At 44.4% G+C, this 22,996-nt stretch carries 18 protein-coding genes, 5 tRNA genes and 5 pseudogenes; 27 read left to right on the top strand and 1 reads right to left on the bottom strand.

The window, feature by feature from the left end:
• The first annotated feature begins 1 nt into the window (after position 1).
• The 6 genes and pseudogenes from gabT (at position 2) to dhaM (ending at position 5,208) form a co-directional block, all read left to right on the top strand.
• Positions 2–1,305 (top strand): annotated as a pseudogene (gene gabT / locus MMY81_RS02620) (4-aminobutyrate--2-oxoglutarate transaminase).
• A 12-nt stretch (positions 1,306–1,317) separates the two neighbouring features.
• Positions 1,318–2,655 carry an APC family permease gene (locus MMY81_RS02615; protein ID WP_256497841.1) on the top strand — a complete coding sequence of 446 codons (1,338 nt, stop codon included), beginning with the start codon at positions 1,318–1,320 and terminating at the stop codon, positions 2,653–2,655.
• A 95-nt stretch (positions 2,656–2,750) separates the two neighbouring features.
• Positions 2,751–3,077, top strand: a complete 327-nt coding sequence (locus tag MMY81_RS02610) for a magnetosome magnetite crystal formation protein family (RefSeq protein ID WP_252311531.1) — start codon at positions 2,751–2,753, stop codon at positions 3,075–3,077.
• Positions 3,078–3,213: 136 nt separating this feature from the next.
• Positions 3,214–4,167 (top strand): dihydroxyacetone kinase subunit DhaK, encoded by a 954-nt coding sequence (dhaK, locus tag MMY81_RS02605; protein ID WP_252311530.1) that lies wholly within the window; start codon positions 3,214–3,216, stop codon positions 4,165–4,167.
• 17 nt (positions 4,168–4,184) lie between these two features.
• Complete coding sequence (gene dhaL, locus MMY81_RS02600) at positions 4,185–4,817, top strand: dihydroxyacetone kinase subunit DhaL (RefSeq protein WP_252311529.1); 633 nt, start codon at positions 4,185–4,187, stop codon at positions 4,815–4,817.
• A complete protein-coding gene (gene dhaM, locus MMY81_RS02595; RefSeq protein ID WP_252311528.1) occupies positions 4,810–5,208 on the top strand; it encodes a dihydroxyacetone kinase phosphoryl donor subunit DhaM in 399 nt (132 codons plus the stop codon). The genes dhaL and dhaM overlap by 8 nt, the downstream gene beginning before the upstream one ends.
• Positions 5,209–5,241: 33 nt before the next feature.
• Here the strand turns inward: dhaM and MMY81_RS02590 are convergent, their stop codons facing one another.
• On the bottom strand, positions 5,242–5,952 hold the full coding sequence (locus tag MMY81_RS02590) for a thermonuclease family protein (protein WP_252311527.1): 711 nt from the start codon (positions 5,950–5,952) through the stop codon (positions 5,242–5,244).
• 171 nt (positions 5,953–6,123) lie between these two features.
• On the opposite strand from MMY81_RS02590, the gene MMY81_RS02585 reads away from it, so the two are divergent.
• The 21 genes and pseudogenes from MMY81_RS02585 to MMY81_RS02490 all read left to right on the top strand — a co-directional run bounded on the left by MMY81_RS02585 (position 6,124) and on the right by MMY81_RS02490 (position 22,992).
• Positions 6,124–6,945: an MBL fold metallo-hydrolase gene (locus tag MMY81_RS02585; protein WP_252311526.1), complete on the top strand. Its 822-nt coding sequence runs from the start codon at positions 6,124–6,126 to the stop codon at positions 6,943–6,945.
• A gap of 57 nt (positions 6,946–7,002) precedes the next feature.
• Positions 7,003–7,776 (top strand): M15 family metallopeptidase, encoded by a 774-nt coding sequence (locus tag MMY81_RS02580; RefSeq protein ID WP_252311525.1) that lies wholly within the window; start codon positions 7,003–7,005, stop codon positions 7,774–7,776.
• Between the two features lie 387 nt (positions 7,777–8,163).
• Positions 8,164–8,868, top strand: coding sequence for an alpha/beta fold hydrolase (locus tag MMY81_RS02575; protein WP_252311524.1), 705 nt, complete (start codon positions 8,164–8,166; stop codon positions 8,866–8,868).
• A 74-nt stretch (positions 8,869–8,942) separates the two neighbouring features.
• Positions 8,943–9,924, top strand: a pseudogene (locus tag MMY81_RS02570) (Mur ligase family protein); the annotation flags it as partial.
• The gene (locus tag MMY81_RS02565) at positions 9,898–10,449 is read left to right on the top strand and encodes a glutamate ligase domain-containing protein (protein WP_253075813.1); all 552 of its coding nucleotides are present in this window, start codon (positions 9,898–9,900) and stop codon (positions 10,447–10,449) included. The pseudogene MMY81_RS02570 and the gene MMY81_RS02565, both read left to right, overlap by 27 nt.
• Positions 10,450–10,469: 20 nt before the next feature.
• A complete protein-coding gene (locus MMY81_RS02560; RefSeq protein WP_252311521.1) occupies positions 10,470–11,684 on the top strand; it encodes a D-alanine--D-alanine ligase family protein in 1,215 nt (404 codons plus the stop codon).
• Between the two features lie 136 nt (positions 11,685–11,820).
• Positions 11,821–11,895 (top strand) — tRNA-Glu (locus tag MMY81_RS02555).
• A 47-nt stretch (positions 11,896–11,942) separates the two neighbouring features.
• Positions 11,943–12,027 (top strand) — tRNA-Tyr (locus MMY81_RS02550).
• A gap of 14 nt (positions 12,028–12,041) precedes the next feature.
• Positions 12,042–12,117 (top strand) — tRNA-Lys (locus tag MMY81_RS02545).
• A gap of 231 nt (positions 12,118–12,348) precedes the next feature.
• Positions 12,349–13,866, top strand: a complete 1,518-nt coding sequence (locus MMY81_RS02540) for a NarK family nitrate/nitrite MFS transporter (RefSeq protein ID WP_252311520.1) — start codon at positions 12,349–12,351, stop codon at positions 13,864–13,866.
• A gap of 131 nt (positions 13,867–13,997) precedes the next feature.
• Positions 13,998–14,071: transfer RNA gene (locus MMY81_RS02535), tRNA-Gly, on the top strand.
• 17 nt (positions 14,072–14,088) lie between these two features.
• A tRNA-Ala gene (locus tag MMY81_RS02530) sits at positions 14,089–14,164 on the top strand.
• A gap of 242 nt (positions 14,165–14,406) precedes the next feature.
• Positions 14,407–14,972: pseudogene (gene sigW, locus MMY81_RS02525) on the top strand (RNA polymerase sigma factor SigW).
• Between the two features lie 21 nt (positions 14,973–14,993).
• Positions 14,994–15,059, top strand: a pseudogene (locus tag MMY81_RS34870) (hypothetical protein); the annotation flags it as partial.
• A 114-nt stretch (positions 15,060–15,173) separates the two neighbouring features.
• A complete protein-coding gene (locus MMY81_RS02520; protein ID WP_252311519.1) occupies positions 15,174–15,617 on the top strand; it encodes a polymer-forming cytoskeletal protein in 444 nt (147 codons plus the stop codon).
• A gap of 174 nt (positions 15,618–15,791) precedes the next feature.
• Positions 15,792–16,604 (top strand): diadenylate cyclase CdaA, encoded by an 813-nt coding sequence (cdaA, locus tag MMY81_RS02515; RefSeq protein ID WP_252311518.1) that lies wholly within the window; start codon positions 15,792–15,794, stop codon positions 16,602–16,604.
• A gap of 2 nt (positions 16,605–16,606) precedes the next feature.
• A complete protein-coding gene (locus MMY81_RS02510; RefSeq protein ID WP_252311517.1) occupies positions 16,607–18,163 on the top strand; it encodes a CdaR family protein in 1,557 nt (518 codons plus the stop codon).
• A pseudogene (gene glmM / locus MMY81_RS02505) lies at positions 18,156–19,504 on the top strand (phosphoglucosamine mutase). The gene MMY81_RS02510 and the pseudogene glmM overlap by 8 nt, the downstream one beginning before the upstream one ends.
• 143 nt (positions 19,505–19,647) lie before the next feature.
• Entirely contained in the window at positions 19,648–20,457 is an 810-nt protein-coding gene (gene zupT, locus MMY81_RS02500; RefSeq protein ID WP_252311516.1) for a zinc transporter ZupT, read from the top strand.
• A 25-nt stretch (positions 20,458–20,482) separates the two neighbouring features.
• On the top strand, positions 20,483–21,295 hold the full coding sequence (locus MMY81_RS02495) for an undecaprenyl-diphosphate phosphatase (RefSeq protein WP_252311515.1): 813 nt from the start codon (positions 20,483–20,485) through the stop codon (positions 21,293–21,295).
• 239 nt (positions 21,296–21,534) lie between these two features.
• Positions 21,535–22,992 carry an alpha-amylase gene (locus MMY81_RS02490; RefSeq protein WP_252311514.1) on the top strand — a complete coding sequence of 486 codons (1,458 nt, stop codon included), beginning with the start codon at positions 21,535–21,537 and terminating at the stop codon, positions 22,990–22,992.
• The last annotated feature ends 4 nt before the right edge of the window (positions 22,993–22,996 follow it).

The following is a 22,996-nucleotide window of genomic DNA, read 5'->3' as shown; positions in this document are numbered from 1 at the left end:
AATGACAAACGTACAATCAGAAACATGGCAGGAAAAGAGAGATCGATACGTTCCCAAAGGTGTAGGAAACGGAAACAGAGCAATGGCTGCTTCTGGAAAAGGTGCAGTGCTGACAGATATTAATGGACAAGAGTATATCGATTTTGCCGGAGCGATCGGCACGATGAACGTTGGACATTCCCACCCAAAAGTAGTCGAGGCTGCCGTAGCCCAGGTGGAAAAGGTAACTCATCCTGGATTCAACGTTATGATGTATGACAGTTACATTGAAGTGGCAGAAGCATTATGTCATATTACGCCGGGAGACTTCGATAAAAAAGCGATCCTATTAAACAGTGGGGCGGAAGCGGTTGAAAATGCTGTAAAGATTGCACGTAAAGCTACGGGACGTCAGGCTGTAGTTACATTTACGAGAGGCTTCCACGGCCGCACGAATATGACAATGGCGATGACGAGCAAAGTAAAGCCGTATAAACTCGGTTTTGGTCCGTTTGCTTCTGAGGTATATCATGCGCCTTATCCTTATATGTTCAGAAAGCCGGAAGGCATGACAGAGGAAGCTTACATTCAATGGAGCAAGGACGAATTTGATTTGTTTTTCAAAACGGAGGCGGCACCTGAGAATATTGCCTGCGTCGTTATGGAGCCGGTTCAGGGAGAAGGTGGATTTATTATTCCTCCGAAAGCCTTTGTTCAACACGTAGCAGCGCGCTGCAAAGAGCACGGCATTCTGTTTATTTCTGATGAAATTCAGGCCGGATTTGCCCGGACGGGAGAATGGTTTGGTATTGAGCACTTTGACGTGGTACCGGATTTGATTACCGTATCTAAATCGCTTGCTGCAGGCTTCCCATTAAGCGCAGTAGTCGGTCGAAGCGAAGTAATGGATGCAGCGGCGCCGGGAGAGCTTGGGGGTACTTACTGTGGAAATCCAGTCGCCTGCAAGGCAGCGCTTGCGGTTATAGATATTATCAAAGAAGAAAAGCTTAATGACCGTGCTGAAAAAATCGGCGCAGTTGTAGAAAAAACAGCGGCTAAGTGGACAGAAGAGTTTCATTTCGTCCGCGGATTCCGTCGTCTGGGGGCGATGGCTGCTTTTGAAATCGTAAAAGAAGACGGATAACGCCGGATCCGGAACGTACTTCTTCTATTGTAAAGGGAGCGAATGCCTCCGGGCTGCTGCTTTTGTCAGCAGGTGTGTATGGTAATGTAATCCGCTTTCTTGCTCCAATCGTTATTACCGATGATCAGCTTGAAAAGGGACTGGAGCTGCTGTATGATCAGCTGGCTGCGTCAATAAAATAGGAGGAACTTATCTTGCAGAAAAAAGTACTTTCACAAAAAGATGTCATGTTTTTAGCATTAGGAGCCATGCTTGGCTGGGGCTGGGTTGTTTTATCCGGCACGTGGATTAATGAAGCAGGTTCCTTGGGAAGTACGATAGCCTTTCTTATAGGAGGCCTGCTTGTTATTATGATCGGTTTAACCTATGCAGAGCTTTCTGCAGCAATACCTGAATCCGGAGGCGGCCTTGTGTTTGTAGAACGGGCATTTGGCCGGCCGCTGGCTTTTGTTGCTGCCTGGGGAATTCTGCTCGGCTATGTTTCGGTTATTACATTTGAGGCAGTGGCGCTGCCAACCGTTATTGACTATATTCTGCCAAGCGAACATGTAGGTTACCTATGGACGTTAAGTGAGTGGGATGTCTACATAACATGGGTATTGATTGGTTCAGGCGGAGCGCTTGCACTTACGGCTTTGAACTACTTTGGTTTGAAACCAGCTTCCTTTTTTCAATCTATTTTCACCCTGATCATTGCAGGAACCGGTATTCTTTTGCTGGGCGGAGCTCTTTTCAATGGAGATTACGGCAATGTGCAGCCTTATTTTCAGGACGGTGCCGTAGGAATGTTTGCTGTCCTTGTCATGGTTCCGTTTCTTTTCGTTGGATTTGATGTTATTCCACAGGTGGCATCTGAAATAAATGCAACGGGAAAAAGTATTGGCCGCATTTTGATTGCCTCTATTGTCAGCGCAGTAGTCTTTTACTTATTGATCGTTTTTGGCGTAACGCTTGGATTGTCTCCTGCTCAGCTTGCTACAACGGAGCTTGCCACCGCTGATGCGATGGTGAACCTGTTAGGCAGCCAGACTTTCGGTACTGTGCTCGTTCTTGGCGGTGTAGCCGGTATTATTACAAGTTGGAATGCTTTTATTATCGGCGGCAGTCGTATTCTCGGGAAAATGGCGGAGCGTAAAATGGTTCCTGAATGGTTCGGCTACATTCATCCGAAATACGGAACACCGAGCCATGCAATTATTTTTCTCGGGGCGCTGGCGTTTGTAGCACCTTTATTTGGACGCCCGGCTCTTGTGTGGATTGTAGACGCCGGCGGAGTGGGAATTGTAGGTGGATATCTTCTTGTATCCATGGCTTTTCTAAAGCTCCGCAAAACAGAGCCGGAACTGGACCGGCCGTTTAGGATCAGAAATCCGCAGGTGGTAGGATGGCTGGCTATTATATTGAGTATTGGTTTTATCCTTTTGTACTTCCCCGGCATGCCGGCTGCTTTGATCTGGCCGTATGAATGGGTCATATTAGGTGTATGGATATTAATCGGTGCTGCATTATTTATTGTTAAAAGAAAAGCTTAAACGTAAGGAGGCCTGCATCTGCAGGCTTCTTTTTATTTGATTTATTTTACATAAAAAAGGGTAAAAGGGAATATAATGAAAAAATGAGGTGTCCCATGTCGTCGGATCGAATGATTTCTGTTATTTCATACATAAGTATTTTTTTTGCGCCTGTTCTCCTGCCTTTAATTGTGTGGATAGTAGGAAATGAGTTTGTTTCTAAACACGCAAGAAGAGCATTTATATCGCAGGTTCTTCCCTGGCTTTTTTTCCTGGGAGCAATGGTGCCCCTTTGGATAGTAGGCGGGGATTTTCAGAGTGAAAGTATTTCTATCGTATTTATCAGTTTGATTTCCCTTTTTATGATTAGTTTACTGGTCGTTGTTATTTTGAACATTATCTGGATGATTATTGTTTTAAAAAACACTAAAGCTTCTGCTTAACTATCAGCTTTATGCCGGCGTTTTTGTGCATGAAGAAAAAACAACATGGGCAGGCAGGGGAATATAACATGGAAACAGAATATAAAGGGTATAGGTAGACAAACGACTGCCAAAATGATGAAAAAGGGGTGCAGAAATGAAAAAGTTAATCAATCAAACAGACGATATCCTGAATGAGATGCTTGAGGGCATGGTGGCTGCCCACCCAAATGAAATCAAACGACTGGCGGAAACAAATGTAATCGTTCGCAGTAATGCTCCGATAAAAGGAAAAGTAGGATTAGTGAGCGGCGGCGGAAGCGGCCATGAGCCTGCACATGCTGGATATGTCGGCCATAAGCTTCTTGATGCAGCAGTGTGCGGGGAGGTGTTTACCTCGCCGACGCCGGACCAGGTATATGAAGCTATAAAAGCAGTAGACGGCGGAGTAGGAGTACTGCTTATTGTAAAAAACTACAGTGGAGATGTTATGAATTTTGATATGGCAGCAGATATGGCAAAGGACGAAGGCATCAAGGTAGAGCAGGTGATTATTCGTGATGATGTGGCCATTACCAACCTGGAAGACCGCCGCGGGGTGGCAGGAACTATTTTTGTACACAAGATTGCAGGTGCGGCAGCCGAGTCTGGTAAATCTCTGAAGGATATAGCAGAACTGGCTCAAAAAACAGCAGACAGCGTCTTCTCTATGGGTGTGTCGTTAAGTCCAAGCATTGTCCCGGCATCCGGTAAACCGGGATTTGAGCTTAAAGAAGATGAAATAGAAATTGGGACGGGCATTCATGGGGAGCAGGGAATAGAACGTAAGCCTCTGAAGCCCGCCGATGAGATTGCAGAAGAGCTTGTACAAAACCTGCTCAAGCATATGGATATTAAGAAAAGCCGTGTTGCTTTAATGATTAACGGCCAGGGTTCCACGCCTTTAATGGAACTCTACATTATGAATCGAAAAGTCAGTGAACTGATAAACGAGCAGGAAGCAGAAATTAAAAAAACATTTGTCGGAGAATATATGACCTCTATTGAAATGGCAGGGTGCTCGGTAAGCATCTTAAAACTTGATGATGAGCTCGAATACTTCTTACACTAGAAAACGGGGGAAAAGGCATGAATCTTACTACAGAAACAGCAAAAAAATGGTTTCTTGCAGCTGGACGTGAAATTCAGGAAAATAAAGGCTACCTGTCAGAGCTTGATCAGGCCATAGGCGACGGAGACCATGGTCATAATATGGCGCGGGGCTTTTCAGAAGTGGAAAAAAAGATTGCGTCAGAAACCTACGAAGATGTAGGGGGCGTAGTAAAAGATGCTTCCATGACTATTATTTCCAAAGTAGGCGGAGCGGCAGGACCACTTTATGGAACGGCCTTTCTAAAGGCTTCCGGAGTCTGGAAAAATAAAAGCACGTTATCAGATGAAGAGTTTGCAGAAGGTTTGAAAGCAGCTATTGAAGGAATCGCTAAGCGTGGTAAGTCCGAACAAGGTCAGAAAACGATGCTCGATGTATGGATACCGGTTCTCGAAGAAGCGGAAAAAGGCAGTATTGATGTGCATCAGCTGGTTCGAACTGCTAAAGAAGCAATGGAAAAAACAAAAGATATCGAAGCAAAAAAAGGACGCGCTGCCTATTTGGGGGACCGGTCTATCGGCCATCTCGATCCGGGCGCATATTCGTCCTATCTATTGTTCGAAGCTCTGGCAGAAGCGGTAGATGAAGAAGGGGAAGAATCTAATGGCTAAAGTAAGCACAGTAGTAGTATCCCACAGCCGTCAGCTGGCTGAGGGTGTTGTAGAACTGATCAATCAGACAAAGCAGGAAGACGTCATCGTTGTGGCAGCCGGCGGCACGGAAGATGGAGAAATAGGAACATCGCCTGATTTAATCAGTGAAGCCTTGAAAAAAGCTGACAGCCAGGCTGGGACCGTAGTTCTTTTTGACTTAGGCAGTGCGTTAATGAATACGGAAATGGCTCTGGATATGCTTGATGAACTTGAAGGGGAAGTTGTTATTGCTGACGCTCCTATAGTCGAAGGAGCTTATGTGGCAGTGGTGGAAGCCGGTATGGGGAAAACGCTCCAGGAAGTACAGGAGTCCGTAGAAAAAGCTAAAAAATGGAACAAAAAAACATAAAGAGACGGATGCCTAATTGGCCCGTCTCTTTTTTTAACGTTGTGCTGCACGATATCCGGCCTGCTCCGCTTGTTCCGGTGTGCAGAATAATTCCTCTTCTTTTGTCTGTTCATAATGCTGGCCGCCGGGAACATGATAAATTCGTTCCCCGCTGGAGCTGTGATTGCCCTTAATAGACGGATCTTCGCAATCTGATTGAAAAGAAGGTTCGGCGCGCGAAGTTGTGCTGGGATGAAAGCCTTCATCGGATACATATCCTTCTATACTCCATATACCCCGCTCCGCCTGGCGGGCTTCCTGTTCTATTTCACGAAATGTACTTTCATAGCGGGTGTTAGGCTCATATACATAGGCTACCCGGGCCAGCCCCTCTTCTAACAGCTGCTTATTAATCATCTCATCTCCACGCCAGATATAGGCTAAAAAGCGGTCATACCGGTCTCGTGTCGTGGTATCTATTTCTACTTCTATGGAAGAGCCTTCCGGCAGCTTTTGCTTTACGAAGCTGCTGGCCTCAGGGCCGAAAGGCTGAACCGGCTCCTCGGGGTGAACGGTTTCCGGCGTGTCGATCATGAGAAGCCGTACCGTTTCCTCCGAGCCGTCATTCATTGTAATCCTTATGGTGTCCCCGTCTACGACCCTATCTAGAGTGGCAGGAATTCGTCCATCTGTGGTTTCGGCATCACTGCATGCAGTTAAATGGAATAACAGTAAGGTGGTCAGAACAAAAAATATGTATTTCATAATGGCTTCTCCTTTATATTTACTTATGTTTTAGTTTGAAATAAAGCAGCGGTGTTCAAATCAATAAAACAAAAAATGGAATACTTCTATGTGAAAACGGGAATATATATATAAATAAGCACTTAATTATAAACTACTTATTTTATACTAAAACCTGAAAGGATGATCGGCATGCCGGTACATTATCAAGACCAGAACATTACGGTATTTCAAAGCGCATTATTCCAAACGACATCAACTGTAGCTGTAACCGAAGAAGCGGTTATTATTGTAGACCCTACCTGGCTGCCTGAAGAAATAAGAGAAATCCAAAATCATGTAGCGCTTGTAAGTAAAGGTCGGAAGCAGTACCTTGTTTTTACACATTCAGATTACGATCATATATTAGGATATCATGCCTTTCCGGAAGCTGTAACTATTGCTTCAAGAGCATTTGTGTCCAACTCCAGAAAAGATGAAATCCTGGAAGAAATTAAGGAGTTTGATGACAGTTATTATATTGTAAGACCATACGGGATAGAATATCCTTATATTGATATTATAGTTGATAACGACGAGCAGATGATTGAAACCGGCTCCCACACGCTTACTTTCTATCTGGCACCCGGTCACAATGTAGATGGGATGTTCATCTTAATTGACCATCTGGGAGTGCTCATTACCGGAGATTATCTAAGTGATGTGGAGTTTCCATTTATCTATCAGAACAGCGAGGCTTATGAGCGGTCTCTTCAGAAAATAAACAGCCTTTATGAAAAACAGAAAATTAATTTCCTTGTTCCGGGCCATGGTTCTGTTACATCAAGCCCTGCAGAGATTAAAGACAGGCTCGATGACTCTCTTTGGTATATTGAGCAGCTCCGGAAGACCACCGAAGAAGATGGGGAGTACCACGTACTTGAGGCTTTCGTGGATGGATATGGATTTTCAACATTCATGAAGAAAATGCACCACAACAACATTGAACTTGTAAAAAAGGAAAAAGATGCTTAAAGTGAAAGATAATAGTCTTGTCAAATAGATTTTCATTTTGCTAAAGGAAGCGATAAAATGAAAAAAATAGCAGTTGTTGGAGGCTTATTACTTCTGTTGGGAGCAGCTGCCTGCTCTGCAGATGAAGCAGAAGAGCCTTCAGAATCTTCTCAGACAGATTCAGGTGCTTCAGCAGAAGAAAGCCAGCCATCCTCTGAAGACACAGACGAAGAAACAAAGCCGGAAGCTCCTTCTCTTAATGAAGAAGGCGTAGTGGAAGATCCCGAAGCAGTAGATATGATCGTAAACCGGGACTACCATTTATCCTCTGATTACGAGCCGGAAGACTTGATTCAGGCAGATATCCGGTATGCTTCTCCCGGGGATGACCCGAAAAATCTGATTAGAGAACCTGCCGCAGCGCCCTTAGAGCAGCTTTTCGCTGATGCTGAATCTACCGGGCACGAGTTGTATGCTATATCCGGCTATCGTTCCTATGAGCGTCAGGACATTATCTTTACTCAGAACGCGGAACGAGACGGGGAAGAGCAGGCGAACACCTACAGCGCAAAGCCCGGAGAAAGTGAACATCAAAGTGGACTTGCTATGGATGTGAGCTCTAGGACTGTCGGAAACCAGTTGAATACTGACTTCGGAGATACACCGGAAGGCCGGTGGATAGCTGAAAATGCCCACAAGTATGGGTTTATTGTCCGATATCCGGAAGACAAAACAGATATCACAGGCTACCAGTATGAACCATGGCATCTCCGTTATGTGGGAGAAGAGCTGTCCGAAGAACTGTATGAAGAGAACTTAACACTTGAAGAGTACTATGGGCTTGAAGGATAAAAGGGAACAGCAAAGTCTGTTCTCTTTTTTCGTGGGTGTGCGTCAGGACCGTCTCATCTGCGCTTTTTTTATTTGAGAAGATAATTTCCGCAGGCGGTTTTCTATGGTAAGATATAGTGGTGTTATTCTGTTTAAATAGCAAACAGCTGCTAAAATTAGTAGATAGTCGTCTACATATATACCATTGTCCTGCACTTTCTGTATTTTTAGAACAAGAATACAGATATTTGGAGTGCTTTTTAACAGCGCATATATCACGAGATATTATTTAGATTAAAAACCTTGGTTTAAAGAAGAGGAGCGTTTAGTAGTGTACATTGATATCGATGGCGTGAACGTCCATTACCAGGTATCTGGAGAAGGAGCAAACGTCATGCTGCTTCATGGATGGGAGCAAATGTTCAAACGTTTGCTCCGGTCCACCAGCGCCTGGAAAAGGATTTTAAAGTATGGTCTATTGATTTCCCCGGTTTTGGTCAGAGTGCTGAACCACCGGAGCCCTGGTCTGTAGGAGATTATACGGAGATGCTTGGGAAACTGATCCGCAAACTTGAAATTGAAGATCCGATTTTAATGGGTCATTCTTTCGGAGGCAGGGTTTCTATTAAATATTCGTCAGCCAATGCTGTCCGGAAGGTTATTCTTGTTGACAGTGCAGGCGTTCTTCCAAAACGGACATTTAAATATTATTATAAAGTGTATACGTATAAAACGTTGAAGAAATTATTGAAGCTGCCTCTTATCAACAAATACGAGCAGACGATAATGGACCGCGTAAAAGGAAAAGTCGGTTCTTCTGACTATAAAGATGTTTCCGGCGTTATGCAGCAGACCTTTGTCAAAGTAGTTAATGAAGATTTAACTCATCATATGCCGGATATTAAAGTGCCCGTTCTTCTTGTATGGGGAGAAAACGACGAAGCTACACCGGTAGCTGATGGAAAGCGAATGGAAGAATTAATACCTGATGCGGGATTAGTTGTATTGAAACGCGCAGGCCATTATTCTTATCTTGATAATTTAAATGAATTCATCGTTATCATTGACCATTTCCTCCAAAAAGAAAAAAAGGAGGCGGCAAGCCTTGATTAGTCTGCTTATTTTACTGTTTATTATTGCCTGGGGGTATTATACGCTGCGTCTCGTAAAGAGAAGCACGCACGCACATGCTCCAGCTGAACAGTTATAGAAACGAAAGAATTTGGAAATGGATGAAAGAACATCAGGACCGTGTATTCCCTATTAGAAGCTTTTGGCCGCTGCTTGCGCTGCTGCCATTGTTTGCAGGAAACGTCTGGCTCGCTCTGACCATTGGAATTATATTATATGGTTTTAATGTATTAATGATGCAGGATACGACGGAGAAAAAGAAGCTGGTCATCACCAAAAGAGTCCGGCGCCTGTTTATTACCATTACGTTATTGTATGCAGCGGTTATTATCGTCGGGCTGTCGCTCAGTGCAGGGATTAACGGTTCTTACTTCTGGCTTATTGCGCTTGCCATTCTGACGAATATTTTTGTGTACTTTATGGTCATGATTGCGAACTTAATTAATATGCCTATCGAACGTCAGATTAACCAGCACTTCTTTAATGATGCTGAACGGATTATTAAGTCGATGCCTAACCTGGAAACCGTTGGAGTTACGGGAAGCTATGGTAAGACAAGCACAAAACATGTGCTGGAAGCCGTTCTTTCTTCTCAGTTTAATGTTCTGATGACTCCGGAGAGCTACAATACACGAATGGGTATCACGTTGACGATCCGTAATATGCTTAAGCCGTACCATGAAATTTTCATAGCGGAAATGGGTGCCAAGCAGGAACATGACATCCAGGGTGTCTGTGACCTGGTCCACCAGAAATATGGCATTATTACGGCGATAGGTGAACAGCATCTGGACACGTTCAAAACGCTCGACACCATTAAGAAAACGAAGTTTGAGATTGTGGAAAGTCTGCCAAATGACGGAACGGCGTTTTTAAACAAAGACGATGAAAATATTATGTCCTATGAGCAGCGCAATCAGGTGCGTACGATGTATTATGGAATTGATGCAGAGGACCTTCATTTCCGTGCAGACAATATTGCGTTTTTCTAAAGGCTCCACTTTCACCATTATGAAATATGATGGCAGTTCCGTGGATGTAGAAACAAAACTGCTGGGCCGCCACAATATTTACAACATCCTGGCAGCGGTAGCCATCGGTTCAGAAAAAGGTATTCCTTTGGAAAAAATGGCGCGCGCCGTGAAAAAACTCCAGCCGGTGGAACACCGCCTGGAGCTTAAGAAGCCGCAGGGCAATATTACGATTATTGATGACGCCTTTAACTCAAATCCAGTAGGGTCAAGAATGGCACTTGAAGTATTAGGCCAGATGCCTGAATACAAGATGCTGATTACTCCGGGAATGATTGAACTAGGCGATAAAGAATATGACTTGAATAAAGCATTCGCAGAATATGCGGCGGATGTGTGCGACTTTATTATTTTAGTAGGGAAAAAGCAGACAAAGCCTTTGCAGGACGGTCTGCTGGAAAAAGAATTCCCAGAAGAAAAGTACTACGTAGCGGCTGACCTGCAGGATGCTTTAAACAAGATGCACGAGAAAGCTGTCCAAAAATCCATTGTCTTATTGGAAAACGATCTGCCGGACACATTTAATGAGTAAAGAATGCGAGGGACTTACCTATGAGAACTAGAGTTGGTGTTTTTTTCGGAGGGATTTCTGTAGAGCATGAGGTATCCGTTATTTCAGCGGTACAGGCTATGCACGCCCTTGATGAGAAATTATACGAAGCAGTACCTGTTTATATTGCAAAAGACCGTCAATGGTATACAGGAGAAGATCTACGTGACATTGAAAACTATAAAGATCTTAACCAGCTGTTTGAAAAGCTGCAGAAAATTACCGTTACAGGCGGGGATGACGGCGGCGTGGTGCTGCAGAAAAAGCCTGTTCCTAAATTTGGAAAGCGTGTCGTCGCGGAAATTGACGTAGCTTTCCCCATTGTGCACGGCACATTTGGAGAGGACGGGGTTCTGCAGGGATTCTTTGAGCTCATGGATATTCCTTATGTAGGGTGTGACGTTATGTCCTCTGCTGTTGGAATGGATAAAGTAATTATGAAGCAGGTGCTTCGTGATGCACAGATTCCAGTTCTAGATGACATTTGGTTTTACGGCACGCACTGGTCCGATAATCCGGAAGGAATTACGGCGTTAGTGGAAGAAACGCTGGAGTACCCGGTGATTGTGAAGCCGGCTAATCTTGGATCAAGCGTAGGTATCAGCAAAGCCGGAGACCGTGATGAACTAAGAAGTGCGGTAGAAGAAGCGATGGAGTTTGCAAGCAAAATTCTTGTAGAGCACATGGTTGAAGATATGAAAGAAATTAACTGTTCCGTTGTAGGCGATTATGAAGAAGTAGAGGCTTCTGTATTGGAAGAAGTATTGAAAACAGAAGATATTCTAAGCTATCAGGATAAGTATCAGGGCGGCGGGAAAAGCGGCGATGGCGCTAAAGGTATGGAAAGCACCGACCGCGTCATTCCGGCTCCTCTGGATGAAGAACAGACAGAGGACATTCAGCAGCTGGCAAAGGATACGTTCCAGTCGCTTGGCTGCAGCGGTGTCTCCCGTATTGACTTTATGATCGATCAGGCCGCTGATATGATTTATGTAAACGAAATTAATACAATTCCTGGTTCCCTTTCCTTTTATCTTTGGGATCCAGCGGGTAAAGATTATACAAATTTAACACATCAGCTGATTCAAATGGCTTTAAAGCGGAGAAGAGAGCGCGAAAAACTCACCTTCTCGATTGATTCAAACTTGTTTTCCACGCAGAGCGCAGGCGGGCTCAAAGGTGGAAAAAGCGGATCCAAGACAGCTTCCCGAAGCTAGTTGGAAAAGCAGAAAGAGCCGGAGATCTCTCTTCGGCTCTTTTTTTCTTTTTATATAACAAAATGATTGCATCCTATAATTTCATGGGGTATAATATCATTTGGCAGTAAGGAATTTATGTTTCCCTGCTTAATATGGCCCGTTGGTCAAGTGGTTAAGACACCGCCCTTTCACGGCGGTATCACGGGTTCGAATCCCGTACGGGTCACCATTATTATTTTGTTTATACCAAGCAGATCAATGGGAAAAGTTTGTTATGGAGGGGTAGCGAAGTTGGCCAAACGCGGCAGACTGTAAATCTGCTCCCTCTGGGTTCGGCGGTTCGAGTCCGTCCCCTCCACCATTTAAAAATAGAACGAGCCATTAGCTCAGTTGGTAGAGCATCTGACTTTTAATCAGAGGGTCGGAGGTTCGAATCCTCCATGGCTCACCATTTTTTATCATGACAATAAAGTCATGGTTTTTTTTGTGCTTAAAGAAAAATTATGAATTGAAAAATGAGGATAAAGAGTTAAAAAAAGGAAAAATTCTCTAATAATATGCATATAAAATACATAATTTTAAATAGCTCGTTATATTATCTTCCGAAAAGCAAAGCCAGCCTGAAAATTCATGCTACCTTGATGAAAGAATTTACTTTGAACATATGAGGTGAAGGCATAGTATGAAAGTTAAAGACATTTTCACATTTAAAAATGAACGTATTAAAATTTTACATTTCTGCTGGTTTGCTTTTTTCGTTTCCTTTTTTGCCTGGTATAATATGGCGCCGCTTGCGACAACGATGATGGATGATATGGGCTGGCTGACTACTCAGCATATAGCGGCACTCGGTATTATTAACGTAGCACTGACCATCCCGGCACGTATTGTAATAGGAAGTCTGCTGGACCGCTTTGGACCTCGTATTGTTTATTCTTCTTTGTTAGTACTAATGTCTTTTCCTACTTTTATATTCGCATTCGGAGACACCTGGATGCAGCTGATGATATCCAGATTGCTGCTTGGAAGTATCGGTGCAAGCTTCGTTGTTGGTATACGAATGGTATCTGAATGGTTTCCACCTAAACACGTTGGCTTTGCAGAAGGTATTTACGGCGGATGGGGTAACTTCGGATCGGCCGCTGCTGCGATGATGCTTCCGTGGCTTGCGCTGACTCTTTTTGGAGGAGACCAGGGCTGGAGATATGCAGTAGCTTTTACTGGAGTCGTTACCTTTGTTTATGGTTTTATCTTCTACTTTAATGTTAAGGATACACCGGATGGCCGCGCAATGATTAAGCCGAAAAAAGCAAGCGCCATGGAAGTAAGCAGCTATAAAGATATGGTTCAGCTTATTTTCTGGACTCTTCCACTTGGCGGAGCATTAGCTCTCAGCGTATGGAGAATTGAACAGCTTGGGTTCGTATCTGAACCAGCGCTTTATACAATATGGTCTATTATTGTTGTCGTTGTAATTTATCAGATATACAATATTTTAAAAGTAAATCTGCCTATTTTGAAAAAAGGTGTTCCTGAAGACGATCGGTACAATTTTAAAACGGTAGGAGCATTGAATAGTACATACTTTGCGAATTTTGGAGCGGAGCTTGCCATTGTAGCCATGCTGCCGATGTTCTTTCAGCTTACATTTTCCCTCTCTCCTGCCCATGCAGGTCTAATAGCTGCATCATTTGCATTTATTAATCTGCTGGCCCGGCCGCTTGGCGGCGTTCTTTCTGATAGAATGGGAAGCCGCCGGAAAATCATGCTCATTTATATGTTTGGTATATCTTTCGGCCTGATTGGGATGGGAATGATCAATTCCGGATGGCCGCTTTACTTAGCTGTCCTGGTGACAATCTTCACTTCTATGTTTGTGCAGGGGGCAGAAGGCGCCACATTTGCAATGGTGCCAATGGTGAAAAAGCGTATTACCGGTCAGGTAGCCGGTATGACGGGTGCTTACGGCAATGTTGGAGCTGCCGTGTACTTAACGCTTTATACGTTTGTTACTCCCCAGCAGTTCTTTTTTATTCTGGCGGGGGGAGCATTTACCAGCTTTGTCATTTGTTATTTCACATTAGAAGAACCACAGAATTCTTTCAGCGAAGACTATTACTACTCTGAAGATGATATGGCACTGGCAAAAGAATCAGACGAGAAGATAGCTGCAAAAGAAGTAGCCGCCAATAAGCGGTGAAATAAGAAATATGAAAAGCTCCGGCCGCTGCCGGAGCTTTTTCTTTAAGACAGCTGAGAATAAAAGCTTTGTTGACGTCAAAAAATAAGAATGGTATAGTAGAACTTGTCTTGGAAAGAGTAAGTGTTCATGCGGGTGTAGTTTAGTGGTAAAACCTCAGCCTTCCAAGCTGATGATGTGGGTTCGATTCCCATCACCCGCTCCATACATATTATGATAGAAGGGGCCTTAGCTCAGCTGGGAGAGCGCCTGCCTTGCACGCAGGAGGTCAGCGGTTCGATCCCGCTAGGCTCCACCATTTCTATAAAATACAAAGTTGTCGGCTGTGAGCCGGCGGCTTTTTTTTTACGATCAATTGTTCAAAATGGCCGTCAATATCCGAAATAGAAGAACCGTGGTACAATAAATTGTGCTTAAATGGGAAGAGAACGCCCTTCTGCCTGAAAATCAATGGAAAAGAACTATACATATATTTGCTTTGAAACGAAAGGGTTTATTCTGCGTAATTAAGAGACCCGGAGAGGGTGGAGGTCATAAGAAATGGATGCGGTTGTCAAACGTCTGATTAAAGCGATAAAAAAAGAAGACGATCAAGATGCTTTTGCAGAGCTTGTGGACCTGTATAAAGACAAAGTGTACCAAATCGCATACCGGATGACCGGAAACGCTTATGAGGCTCAAGACGTTGCACAGGAAGCATTCCTCCGGGCTTATGCCAATTTGGAAAGCTATGATGAATCCAGAAAATTTTCAACCTGGCTTTTTCGAATTACCACTAACCTCTGCATAGACCGGCTCCGAAAGAAAAAACCGGACTATTCCCTTGATGCGGAGATTAAGGGAACCGAGGGACTGAGCGGCTATTCCCAGCTTTCTTCAGAAGATATTCTTCCAGAAGAGCAGGTGGTAGCTTTTGAAATGCAGGAATGGGTACAGGCTGAAATTGCAAAACTTCCTCCCAAATACCGCTCCGCCATTATTCTTCGGTATATTGAAGATCTATCGATAAAGGAAATCGGTGAAATTCTTGATCTTCCAGATAATACAGTTAAAACAACATTCATCGCGGAAGAGAAGCCCTGCGTAAGCGGCTTAAAAATATTTAAGAGGGGAGGGACTGTTATGGCCTGCCAAATAAAAGAAGAAAACGAATCGACCAGTATATAGACGGTGAACTAAATGCCGACGAACGAAAAGAGCTGTTAACCCATTTTGAAGAGTGCCCGGACTGTGCGGCACATTACCGGGAACTGAATAGAACCGTAATGTTTGTTCAGAGCACGTCCCATTTAGAGGCTCCTTCCCGCATGACAGATCAGATCATGCAGAACCTTCCTTCCAGAAAAAAGAAGCCCGGATGGAAAAAATGGGGCAGAGAGCACCCTATCATGGCAGCGGCAGCTATTTTTCTACTATTGATGTCTTCAAGCATGATGTCTATCTGGAATGATCAAAGCGGCGGGCAGATTGCAGTAGCCGGAGGAGAAAACGTAGAAATTGATCATGAAAACGGCAAGGTGATTGTGCCCGAAGGAGAAGTGGTTCATGGGGATCTGATGGTCCGCAACGGAGAGGTAGAAGTGCATGGAGAAATACAGGGGGATCTTACAGTTATCAATGGGGAGCCTTATTTAGCTTCAGCTGGCAGCGTAGCCGGTGATATTGAGGATGTGGACCAGGCTTTGGAGTGGATGTGGTACTACGCTAAGAAATTCACGACGGAAGCATTTACCTGGAATACGGAAGAATAAAATCGCATGTGCTATTTTTTCGTCGACAGTGAAACAAAAAAGGAACAAAGAACGTCTATACACACTTCAGAAAAGAAAAGACCACTGTCGTTTTCAAGAAGAACAATAGAGAACTTATGCTATAATGGATCTGTTGTTTTCTTTTTTCGTTAGACAAAAATGGAGGAAAAGCGCATGTTTTTTGGAGAGGATTTTAACCTGTTGCGAACCCTTGGCGCAGTAGTGGACATTGTGCTTGTTGCCTACGTAGTATATAAATTGATTACAGTAATCCGGGGAACAAGAGCAGTTCAGCTCGTTAAAGGGATCTTATTTATTCTTATTATATGGTTTTTAAGCAGTGTATTTGGTCTGAGAACATTGCAGTGGATTATGTCCCAAGCCGTTACATATGGGCTTCTGGCCATTATTATTATTTTCCAGCCGGAGCTTCGAAGAGCGCTTGAACAGCTTGGAAGGGGCAGGTTATTTGGCCGTGCTCTAATGGCTACAGAAGAGAGTTCACGGAAAACGGTGGATGCGATTACGAAATCTGTACGTTATATGTCCAAGCGTCGGATTGGGGCGTTGATTTCCATTGAAAAAGGGACGGGACTGAATGATTATGTAGAAACAGGTATTCCGATGAATGCCACGGTTACCTCGGAACTGCTCATTAATATTTTTATTCCAAACGCTCCTTTGCATGATGGTGCCCTGATTATGCGCAATAATGAAATTGCAGCAGCGGCCTGCTACCTGCCGCTGTCGGAAAATCCTTTTATCTCGAAAGAACTGGGAACCAGGCACAGAGCAGCTCTTGGCATTAGTGAAGTAACAGACTGCCTGACGGTAGTGGTTTCAGAGGAAACCGGCAGCGTGTCGGTAACCAAAAATGGAGAGCTTCACCGTAATTTAGACGAAGAAACGCTTCTCGCCATGCTGGAAAAAGAATTAATCTCCGATGATCGTAACAGCAGTGGTTTGTGGCAGTGGGGGAGGTCCTAATTATGATGGATAACATGTTTAGTAATAAATGGTTTGTCCGTTTCATATCCTTGTGCATTGCTATTATGCTGTTTATGATGATCAATATGAATAATAATGTGAGTAATCAGGCAAGCGTACTGCCTGATCAGGAAGACAGCACATTTGAACTAGAAGACGTAGAGCTTATCGTGGATTACGATGAGGAGAATTATTCTGCTACAGCTACGACGCCGGATGAGCTTGTCGTGCAGCTCTCCGGCTCTCAGACCTCCCTTACGCTGTTCCAGCTCTCCAATACTTCCTATGAAGTATATGTGGACGTAGAAGGACTTGGACCGGGGGAGCACCAGGTGCCTATCGAAAACAGAAATTTCCCGGCTGATCTTGAAGTCGCCGTCTCACCGGAGTATGCTACGGTAGTGGTCGAAGACCTGGAGAGCGTTTCTTACCCGGTAGAAATAGAACTGACCAATGAAGACGAAGCGGAAGAAACTTATCAGGCGGATGATTTTACAGTTACTCCCGCCAATGTTACTGTTCAGGCCGGCTCCAGCGTACATGAAAGTATAAATGAAGTTTCCGCATTCGTTGATGTATCAGGAGCTGCAGGTACGATTGAAGGCGAGAAGGATGTAGTCGCCTATGATAACCAGGGAAACGAAATGAATGTCCAAATCGAACCAGAGGCAGTAAATGTATCAATGGGAGAAGAAGGCACGTCAGCTGAAGTACCTATCACGTTAACGCGAGAAGGAACACCTCAGGACGGAGTGAGTGTTGCAGCTCTCAATCCTTCTCAGGAGGAAGCGCTGGTTTCGGCACCACAGGATGTTCTGGATAATCTGGATACTATAGAAGCACCTGTCGATTTATCAGGTATCGGCGAAGAAGGCGGGACGATTGAAGTAACTCTTCCAGTTCCTGAAGGAGCCGATGCTGTACAGCCGGAAACAATCGAAGTAGAAGTTGAAATTGGAGAAGGCGGGGCAACTTCCTTTTCCAATATTCCTATAAATATTGAAAATGTTCCAGAAGGACAAACAGTGCAGTGGGAGTCTCCGGCAGACGGAGCCATGAACGTATCAGTAGAAGGAGCGGCTGATTCGCTTGAAGGCCTTGATGCCGGGGATATTTCTTTGAGTGCGGACTGGCAGGAGGGCGGAAACACCGCTCCCGGAACAGCCAAAACCCTCACCCTGCAGGCGTCCGGCCCGGATAATATAAATGTTTCCCCAGCCTCATCTGAGGTGACCGTATCTACTGTAGAAAACGAAGCAGAATCAGGAGGAGCAGCTGAAGAATCGGAAGGTCCGGATGAAGCCCCGACAGCCCCTGAAACAGAGGAGGACGGGCAGGGAACTCCGGAAAACCCGGAGGAACCTTCGCCTGAGCCTTCCCCTGAACAGCCGGAAGAAGAAACGCCGGTGGAAGAATCCCCTGCAGAACCCGATAATACAGAAGAGCCGGACAATGATCCAAACGGTGTAGAGAGCAGTGAGAATGAGGAAGATACCACTGGAAGCGTGCAGACAAATCAAACAGATAATGAAAATGAAGGAGAGATAGATAATGGGTAAATATTTTGGAACGGATGGTGTTAGAGGTGTTGCCAATACGGAGCTTTCTCCTGAACTGGCATTTCGAATCGGCCGAGCCGGCGGGTACGTACTTACGAAAGAAACAGAAAACCCTAAAGTGCTTATTGGAAGAGATACGCGTATTTCAGGTGAAATGCTTGAGGGAGCACTCGTAGCGGGACTTCTTTCTATTGGAGCAGAAGTCATGAGGCTTGGCGTTGTGTCTACACCGGGAGTTGCTTATTTAACAAAAGCCTTAAGTGCTCAGGCTGGTGTAATGATTTCAGCTTCCCACAACCCGGTAGAAGACAATGGAATTAAATTCTTTGGTTCCGATGGTTTTAAGCTGACGGATGCTCAGGAAGCAGAGATCGAAGTGCTGCTGGACGGGGAAGACACCCTTCCGCGGCCAACTGGAAAAAGCCTCGGCGTCGTAAACGATTATTTTGAAGGCGGTCAGAAATATATTCATTTTCTCAAGCAGACGATTAACGAAGATTTTGCCGGTCTGCACGTAGCGCTTGACTGCGCACACGGAGCTGCTTCAGCACTTGCACCACATCTATTTGCAGACCTGGAAGCAGATATTTCTACGATGGGAAAAATCCGGACGGCTTGAATATCAATGATAATGTAGGGTCTACCCACCCTGAAGGTCTTGCTGCTTTCGTAAAAGAAAAAGGAGCAGACATCGGACTTGCATTTGACGGAGATGCCGATCGTTTAATCGCTGTTGATGAAAAAGGAACGCTTGTAGACGGGGACCAGATAATGTATATCTGTGCCAAGCACCTTAAACAGGAAAACAGACTTACCGATAACACGCTGGTTACGACAGTAATGAGTAATCTCGGCTTATATAAAGCATTAGAAAAAATTGGTATAGAAACGAAAAAGACAGCAGTTGGAGACCGTTATGTGATGGAGGAAATGCGGAAAAATGGCTTCACGCTTGGAGGCGAGCAGTCCGGCCATCTAATTTTCCTTGATCACATTACCACAGGGGACGGCATGCTTTCTGCGCTTCAGCTGGTTGATATCATGAAATCGACTGGAAAGAAACTGTCTGATCTGGCTTCTGAAATGGAAATTTTTCCTCAGAAACTTGTCAATGTGAGGGTGCACAATAAACATGAAGTAGCTTCCAATCCTCATGTAAAAGAAGCTATTGATAGAGCAGAAGAAGAAATGGCCGGCAACGGACGCATCCTGGTACGCCCTTCCGGAACGGAATCGCTTGTACGGGTTATGGCAGAAGCGGAAACAAAAGAACTGTGTAATCGTTACGTAGAGGAAATAGCAAGTGTAGTAGAAGAACACATGGGAACCCAAAGAGCATAAGCGCGTCTCTTCGAGCATCTTGGGCCTAATTGCCTGAGATGCTTTTTTTAGATTGGATTTCTTTTGTTGTGCCATTGTGTACTCCGTCCGTTTCTTGTTAATTGCTGGAAAGTCATATTTCACTTTTAAAGGAGGAACTGCATGTGCCGGAAAATGTTCTTTTTGCCCTTGCATTGACTCTTATGGCAGGTCTGGCTACCGGAATAGGAAGCTTTTTGGCTTTCTTTACTTCTACGACTAATACTAAATTTCTCTCCGTCTCGCTTGGGTTTTCAGCAGGCGTGATGATTTATATTTCAATGATCGAAATATACGTAAAAGCCCAGGAGTCTCTCGTAAGTGCTCTTGGGAATGCGGGAGGCCAGTGGTCGACGGCCGGTGGGTTTTTTGGGGGTATGCTTTTGATTGCGGCGATCGACAGGCTGATCCCAAAACAGGGGAATCCCCATGAATTAAAACGTGTGGAAGATATGGCTGTGGTCAACCGCTCCAGACAGGAGCCTGATTTGCTGAAAATGGGAACATTCACAGCGCTCGCGATTGCGATCCACAATTTTCCGGAAGGGATCGCGACGTTTGCTTCGGCTCTTGAAGATCCAACGCTCGGTGTGGCCATTGCTGTCGCGATTGCAATTCATAACATTCCGGAAGGCATTGCCGTCTCGGTGCCTATATATTTTGCCACCGGAAGCAAACGCAAAGCATTTAAGCTTTCGTTTCTATCCGGCTTATCTGAGCCGCTTGGTGCGATTATCGCTTTTTTATTTTTAATGCCCTTTTTAAACGATGTTACATTTGGTGTTATGTTTGCCGGAGTTGCAGGTATTATGGTGTTTATTTCACTTGATGAACTTCTGCCTGCTGCGAAGCGGTATGACGAAACTCATCTTCCTATTTACGGATTGATTGCCGGAATGGCGGTAATGGCTGTCAGCCTGCTTTTATTTATCTAATAACCTACAAAGGATGTTTAAAGACATGCAGGATATATGGACGCTTCTCAAATATTTGTTTTTAGGGCTTTTCCAGGGAATTACAGAACCCATCCCGATTTCTTCCAGCGGACACCTCGTTATTGTTCAGGAACTAATCGGTCTTGGCAATACAGGTCTCGAATTTCTGGTTCTCGTCAATTTTGGTTCGCTGATTGCAGTACTGGTTGTTTATTGGAATGATATTGTGAAGCTTGCCGGAAACGGGATCAGTTATGTTACGACGAGAAAAGAATCTGCGCGCGGGGATTTTGATTTTATTTTATACTTAGTAATCGCGACGATACCGGCAGGTGTTATCGGCTTGACGCTTGGAGACTTTATAGAGGCAGAGCTTGATAAAGTGTGGATTGTTGGAGCTACGCTTATCGTTACGGGATTTGCATTATGGATTATCCGTAATCTGCGAGGCAGCAGAAACGACGGCCAGCTGAACTGGAAAGATGCTGTTATTATCGGCCTTGCACAGGCTGTCGCGTTAATTCCAGGAATCAGCCGCTCCGGAGCCACGATTGTGGCCGCCATGCTGCTGGGAACAAAGCAGGAAACGGCACTTCGTTTTTCATTTCTGCTGTATATTCCTATAAGCATCGGTACAACTGTTCTATCTTTAGATACGATTTTAGGAGAAAATCTTCCGGATATGTGGGTGAATTATCTGGTGGCATTCATAGCTTCCATTATCGCTTCCTATATTTCTCTAAAGTGGTTTATGAACATCATGGCAAAAGGAAACTTGAAGTATTTTGCCATCTACTGTTTTATCGTTGGGGCCCTTGTTCTTATTTTTATCGGATAATTGATAGAAAATATACCAGAGAAAATGCCTGTAAGCACATGCTCACGGGCATTTTTTATCTGAGAGAGGTTTCGGAAGGCGCTGAATTAGGGTAATCTATAAAGATAGAATCATTTTTTTCTATTAAAACGGCAGCTGAAGCCGATGTCTGGTTTCAGCCCGTTTTATGGAGATGGATTCTTTTTTTAAAGGATTCAATAAGCTGTCTAATGGAAAAATTACTCATAGGAGAAGTGAACATGAAGAAAAATCACACAATGATGCAGTATTTTGAATGGCACCTGGAAGCAGACGGTGCTCATTGGAACAGGCTTAAAGAAATGGCTTCTATGCTGAAGGAAAAAGGAATCGATTCAGTTTGGATTCCACCGGCAGCTAAATCCGAAACACCTGACGATAATGGTTATGGAGTATATGACTTATATGACCTTGGGGAATTTGACCAAAAAGGATCTATCCCAACGAAATACGGCACGAAAGAAGAGCTTCTGGAAGCGATTGCCGCCTGCCATGAAAATGATGTCTGCGTTTATGCGGATGTAGTCATGAATCATAAAGCAGCGGCTGATGAAAAAGAAACATTTGAAGTGGTACGGGTGAACGAAGAAAACCGCCATGAAGACATAGGAGAGCCTTTTGAAATGGAAGGCTGGACGAAATTTACGTTCCCTGGACGCGGCGATACCCATTCAGATTTTAAGTGGAATCACACTCATTTTAACGGTACTGATTACAATGCGACCGATGATGAAGAAGGTATTTTCCGTATTCTGGGAGAAGATAAGGCCTGGAATGAAAATGTGGCAGATGAATTCGGGAATTACGATTTTCTGATGTTTGCAAACTATGATTATAACAACCCTGAAGTGAAGGAAGAAATGATTTCCTGGAGTCAATGGTTTACAGACACACTAGGAGTCGACGGCTTCCGTCTGGATGCTATTAAACATATAAACTATGATTTTGTGAAGGAATTTGCTGAGCAGGCGATGGAGCACGGCGGCGAAGATTTTTATATTGTCGGGGAGTTCTGGCTCTCTGATCTAAAAGAATGCCAGGCATTTCTGGATAACGTCGACTATAAAATTGACTTGTTTGATGTATCGCTCCATTTTAATCTGCATAATGCTTCCAATGCCGGTGCAGACTATGACCTGCGGGAAATATTCGATGACACGCTCGTTCAGTCGCATCCAATGCATGCGGTAACGTTTGTGGACAATCATGATTCCCAGCCCGAGGAATCATTGGAATCGTGGGTGGAAGAGCCTTTCAAGCAAAGCGCCTACGCGTTAATTCTGCTGAGAGAAGACGGCTACCCCTGCGTGTTTTACGGAGATTATTTCGGCATCAACGGACCTGCTCCGGAAGAAGGGAAAGCAGAAGAAATCGATCCGCTTTTGTATGTTCGTAAAAACAAAGCCTACGGCGAACAAGAAGATTATTTCGCAGAAGCTAACCTGATCGGCTGGGTCCGGCGTGGAATAGAAGAAATGAAGGGCTCCGGCTGTGCCGTTGTTATTTCCAATGAAGGGGATAACAGTTTAACAATGAATGTCGGAGAAGAGCATGCCGGCGAGGCATGGGTTGATTATACTCGTAACTGCAAAGACGAAATCATCATCGAAGAAGACGGCACGGCTTCTTTTCCTGTTATGGGAGAAAGCGTAAGCGTATGGGCAACACCTGACGAGTAAAAAG

Source organism: Sinobaca sp. H24 (genome assembly GCF_023845525.1).
The sequence above is the reverse complement of the archived record's forward strand: the minus strand, read 5'-3'. Positions and strand labels throughout refer to the sequence as shown.

Coding starts and splice junctions, on each gene's coding strand:
- cdaA (WP_252311518.1), top strand. CDS start 15,792: ATGTTTTTTGGAGAGGATTTTAACCTGTTGCGAACCCTTGGCGCAGTA.
- dhaK (WP_252311530.1), top strand. CDS start 3,214: ATGAAAAAGTTAATCAATCAAACAGACGATATCCTGAATGAGATGCTT.
- MMY81_RS02490 (WP_252311514.1), top strand. CDS start 21,535: ATGAAGAAAAATCACACAATGATGCAGTATTTTGAATGGCACCTGGAA.
- MMY81_RS02575 (WP_252311524.1), top strand. CDS start 8,164: ATGGGAGCAAATGTTCAAACGTTTGCTCCGGTCCACCAGCGCCTGGAA.
- dhaL (WP_252311529.1), top strand. CDS start 4,185: ATGAATCTTACTACAGAAACAGCAAAAAAATGGTTTCTTGCAGCTGGA.
- MMY81_RS02580 (WP_252311525.1), top strand. CDS start 7,003: ATGAAAAAAATAGCAGTTGTTGGAGGCTTATTACTTCTGTTGGGAGCA.
- MMY81_RS02520 (WP_252311519.1), top strand. CDS start 15,174: ATGACAGATCAGATCATGCAGAACCTTCCTTCCAGAAAAAAGAAGCCC.
- MMY81_RS02585 (WP_252311526.1), top strand. CDS start 6,124: ATGCCGGTACATTATCAAGACCAGAACATTACGGTATTTCAAAGCGCA.
- MMY81_RS02495 (WP_252311515.1), top strand. CDS start 20,483: ATGCAGGATATATGGACGCTTCTCAAATATTTGTTTTTAGGGCTTTTC.
- MMY81_RS02540 (WP_252311520.1), top strand. CDS start 12,349: ATGAAAGTTAAAGACATTTTCACATTTAAAAATGAACGTATTAAAATT.
- MMY81_RS02590 (WP_252311527.1), bottom strand. CDS start 5,952: ATGAAATACATATTTTTTGTTCTGACCACCTTACTGTTATTCCATTTA.
- MMY81_RS02510 (WP_252311517.1), top strand. CDS start 16,607: ATGATGGATAACATGTTTAGTAATAAATGGTTTGTCCGTTTCATATCC.
- MMY81_RS02610 (WP_252311531.1), top strand. CDS start 2,751: ATGTCGTCGGATCGAATGATTTCTGTTATTTCATACATAAGTATTTTT.
- MMY81_RS02560 (WP_252311521.1), top strand. CDS start 10,470: ATGAGAACTAGAGTTGGTGTTTTTTTCGGAGGGATTTCTGTAGAGCAT.
- MMY81_RS02565 (WP_253075813.1), top strand. CDS start 9,898: ATGAAATATGATGGCAGTTCCGTGGATGTAGAAACAAAACTGCTGGGC.
- dhaM (WP_252311528.1), top strand. CDS start 4,810: ATGGCTAAAGTAAGCACAGTAGTAGTATCCCACAGCCGTCAGCTGGCT.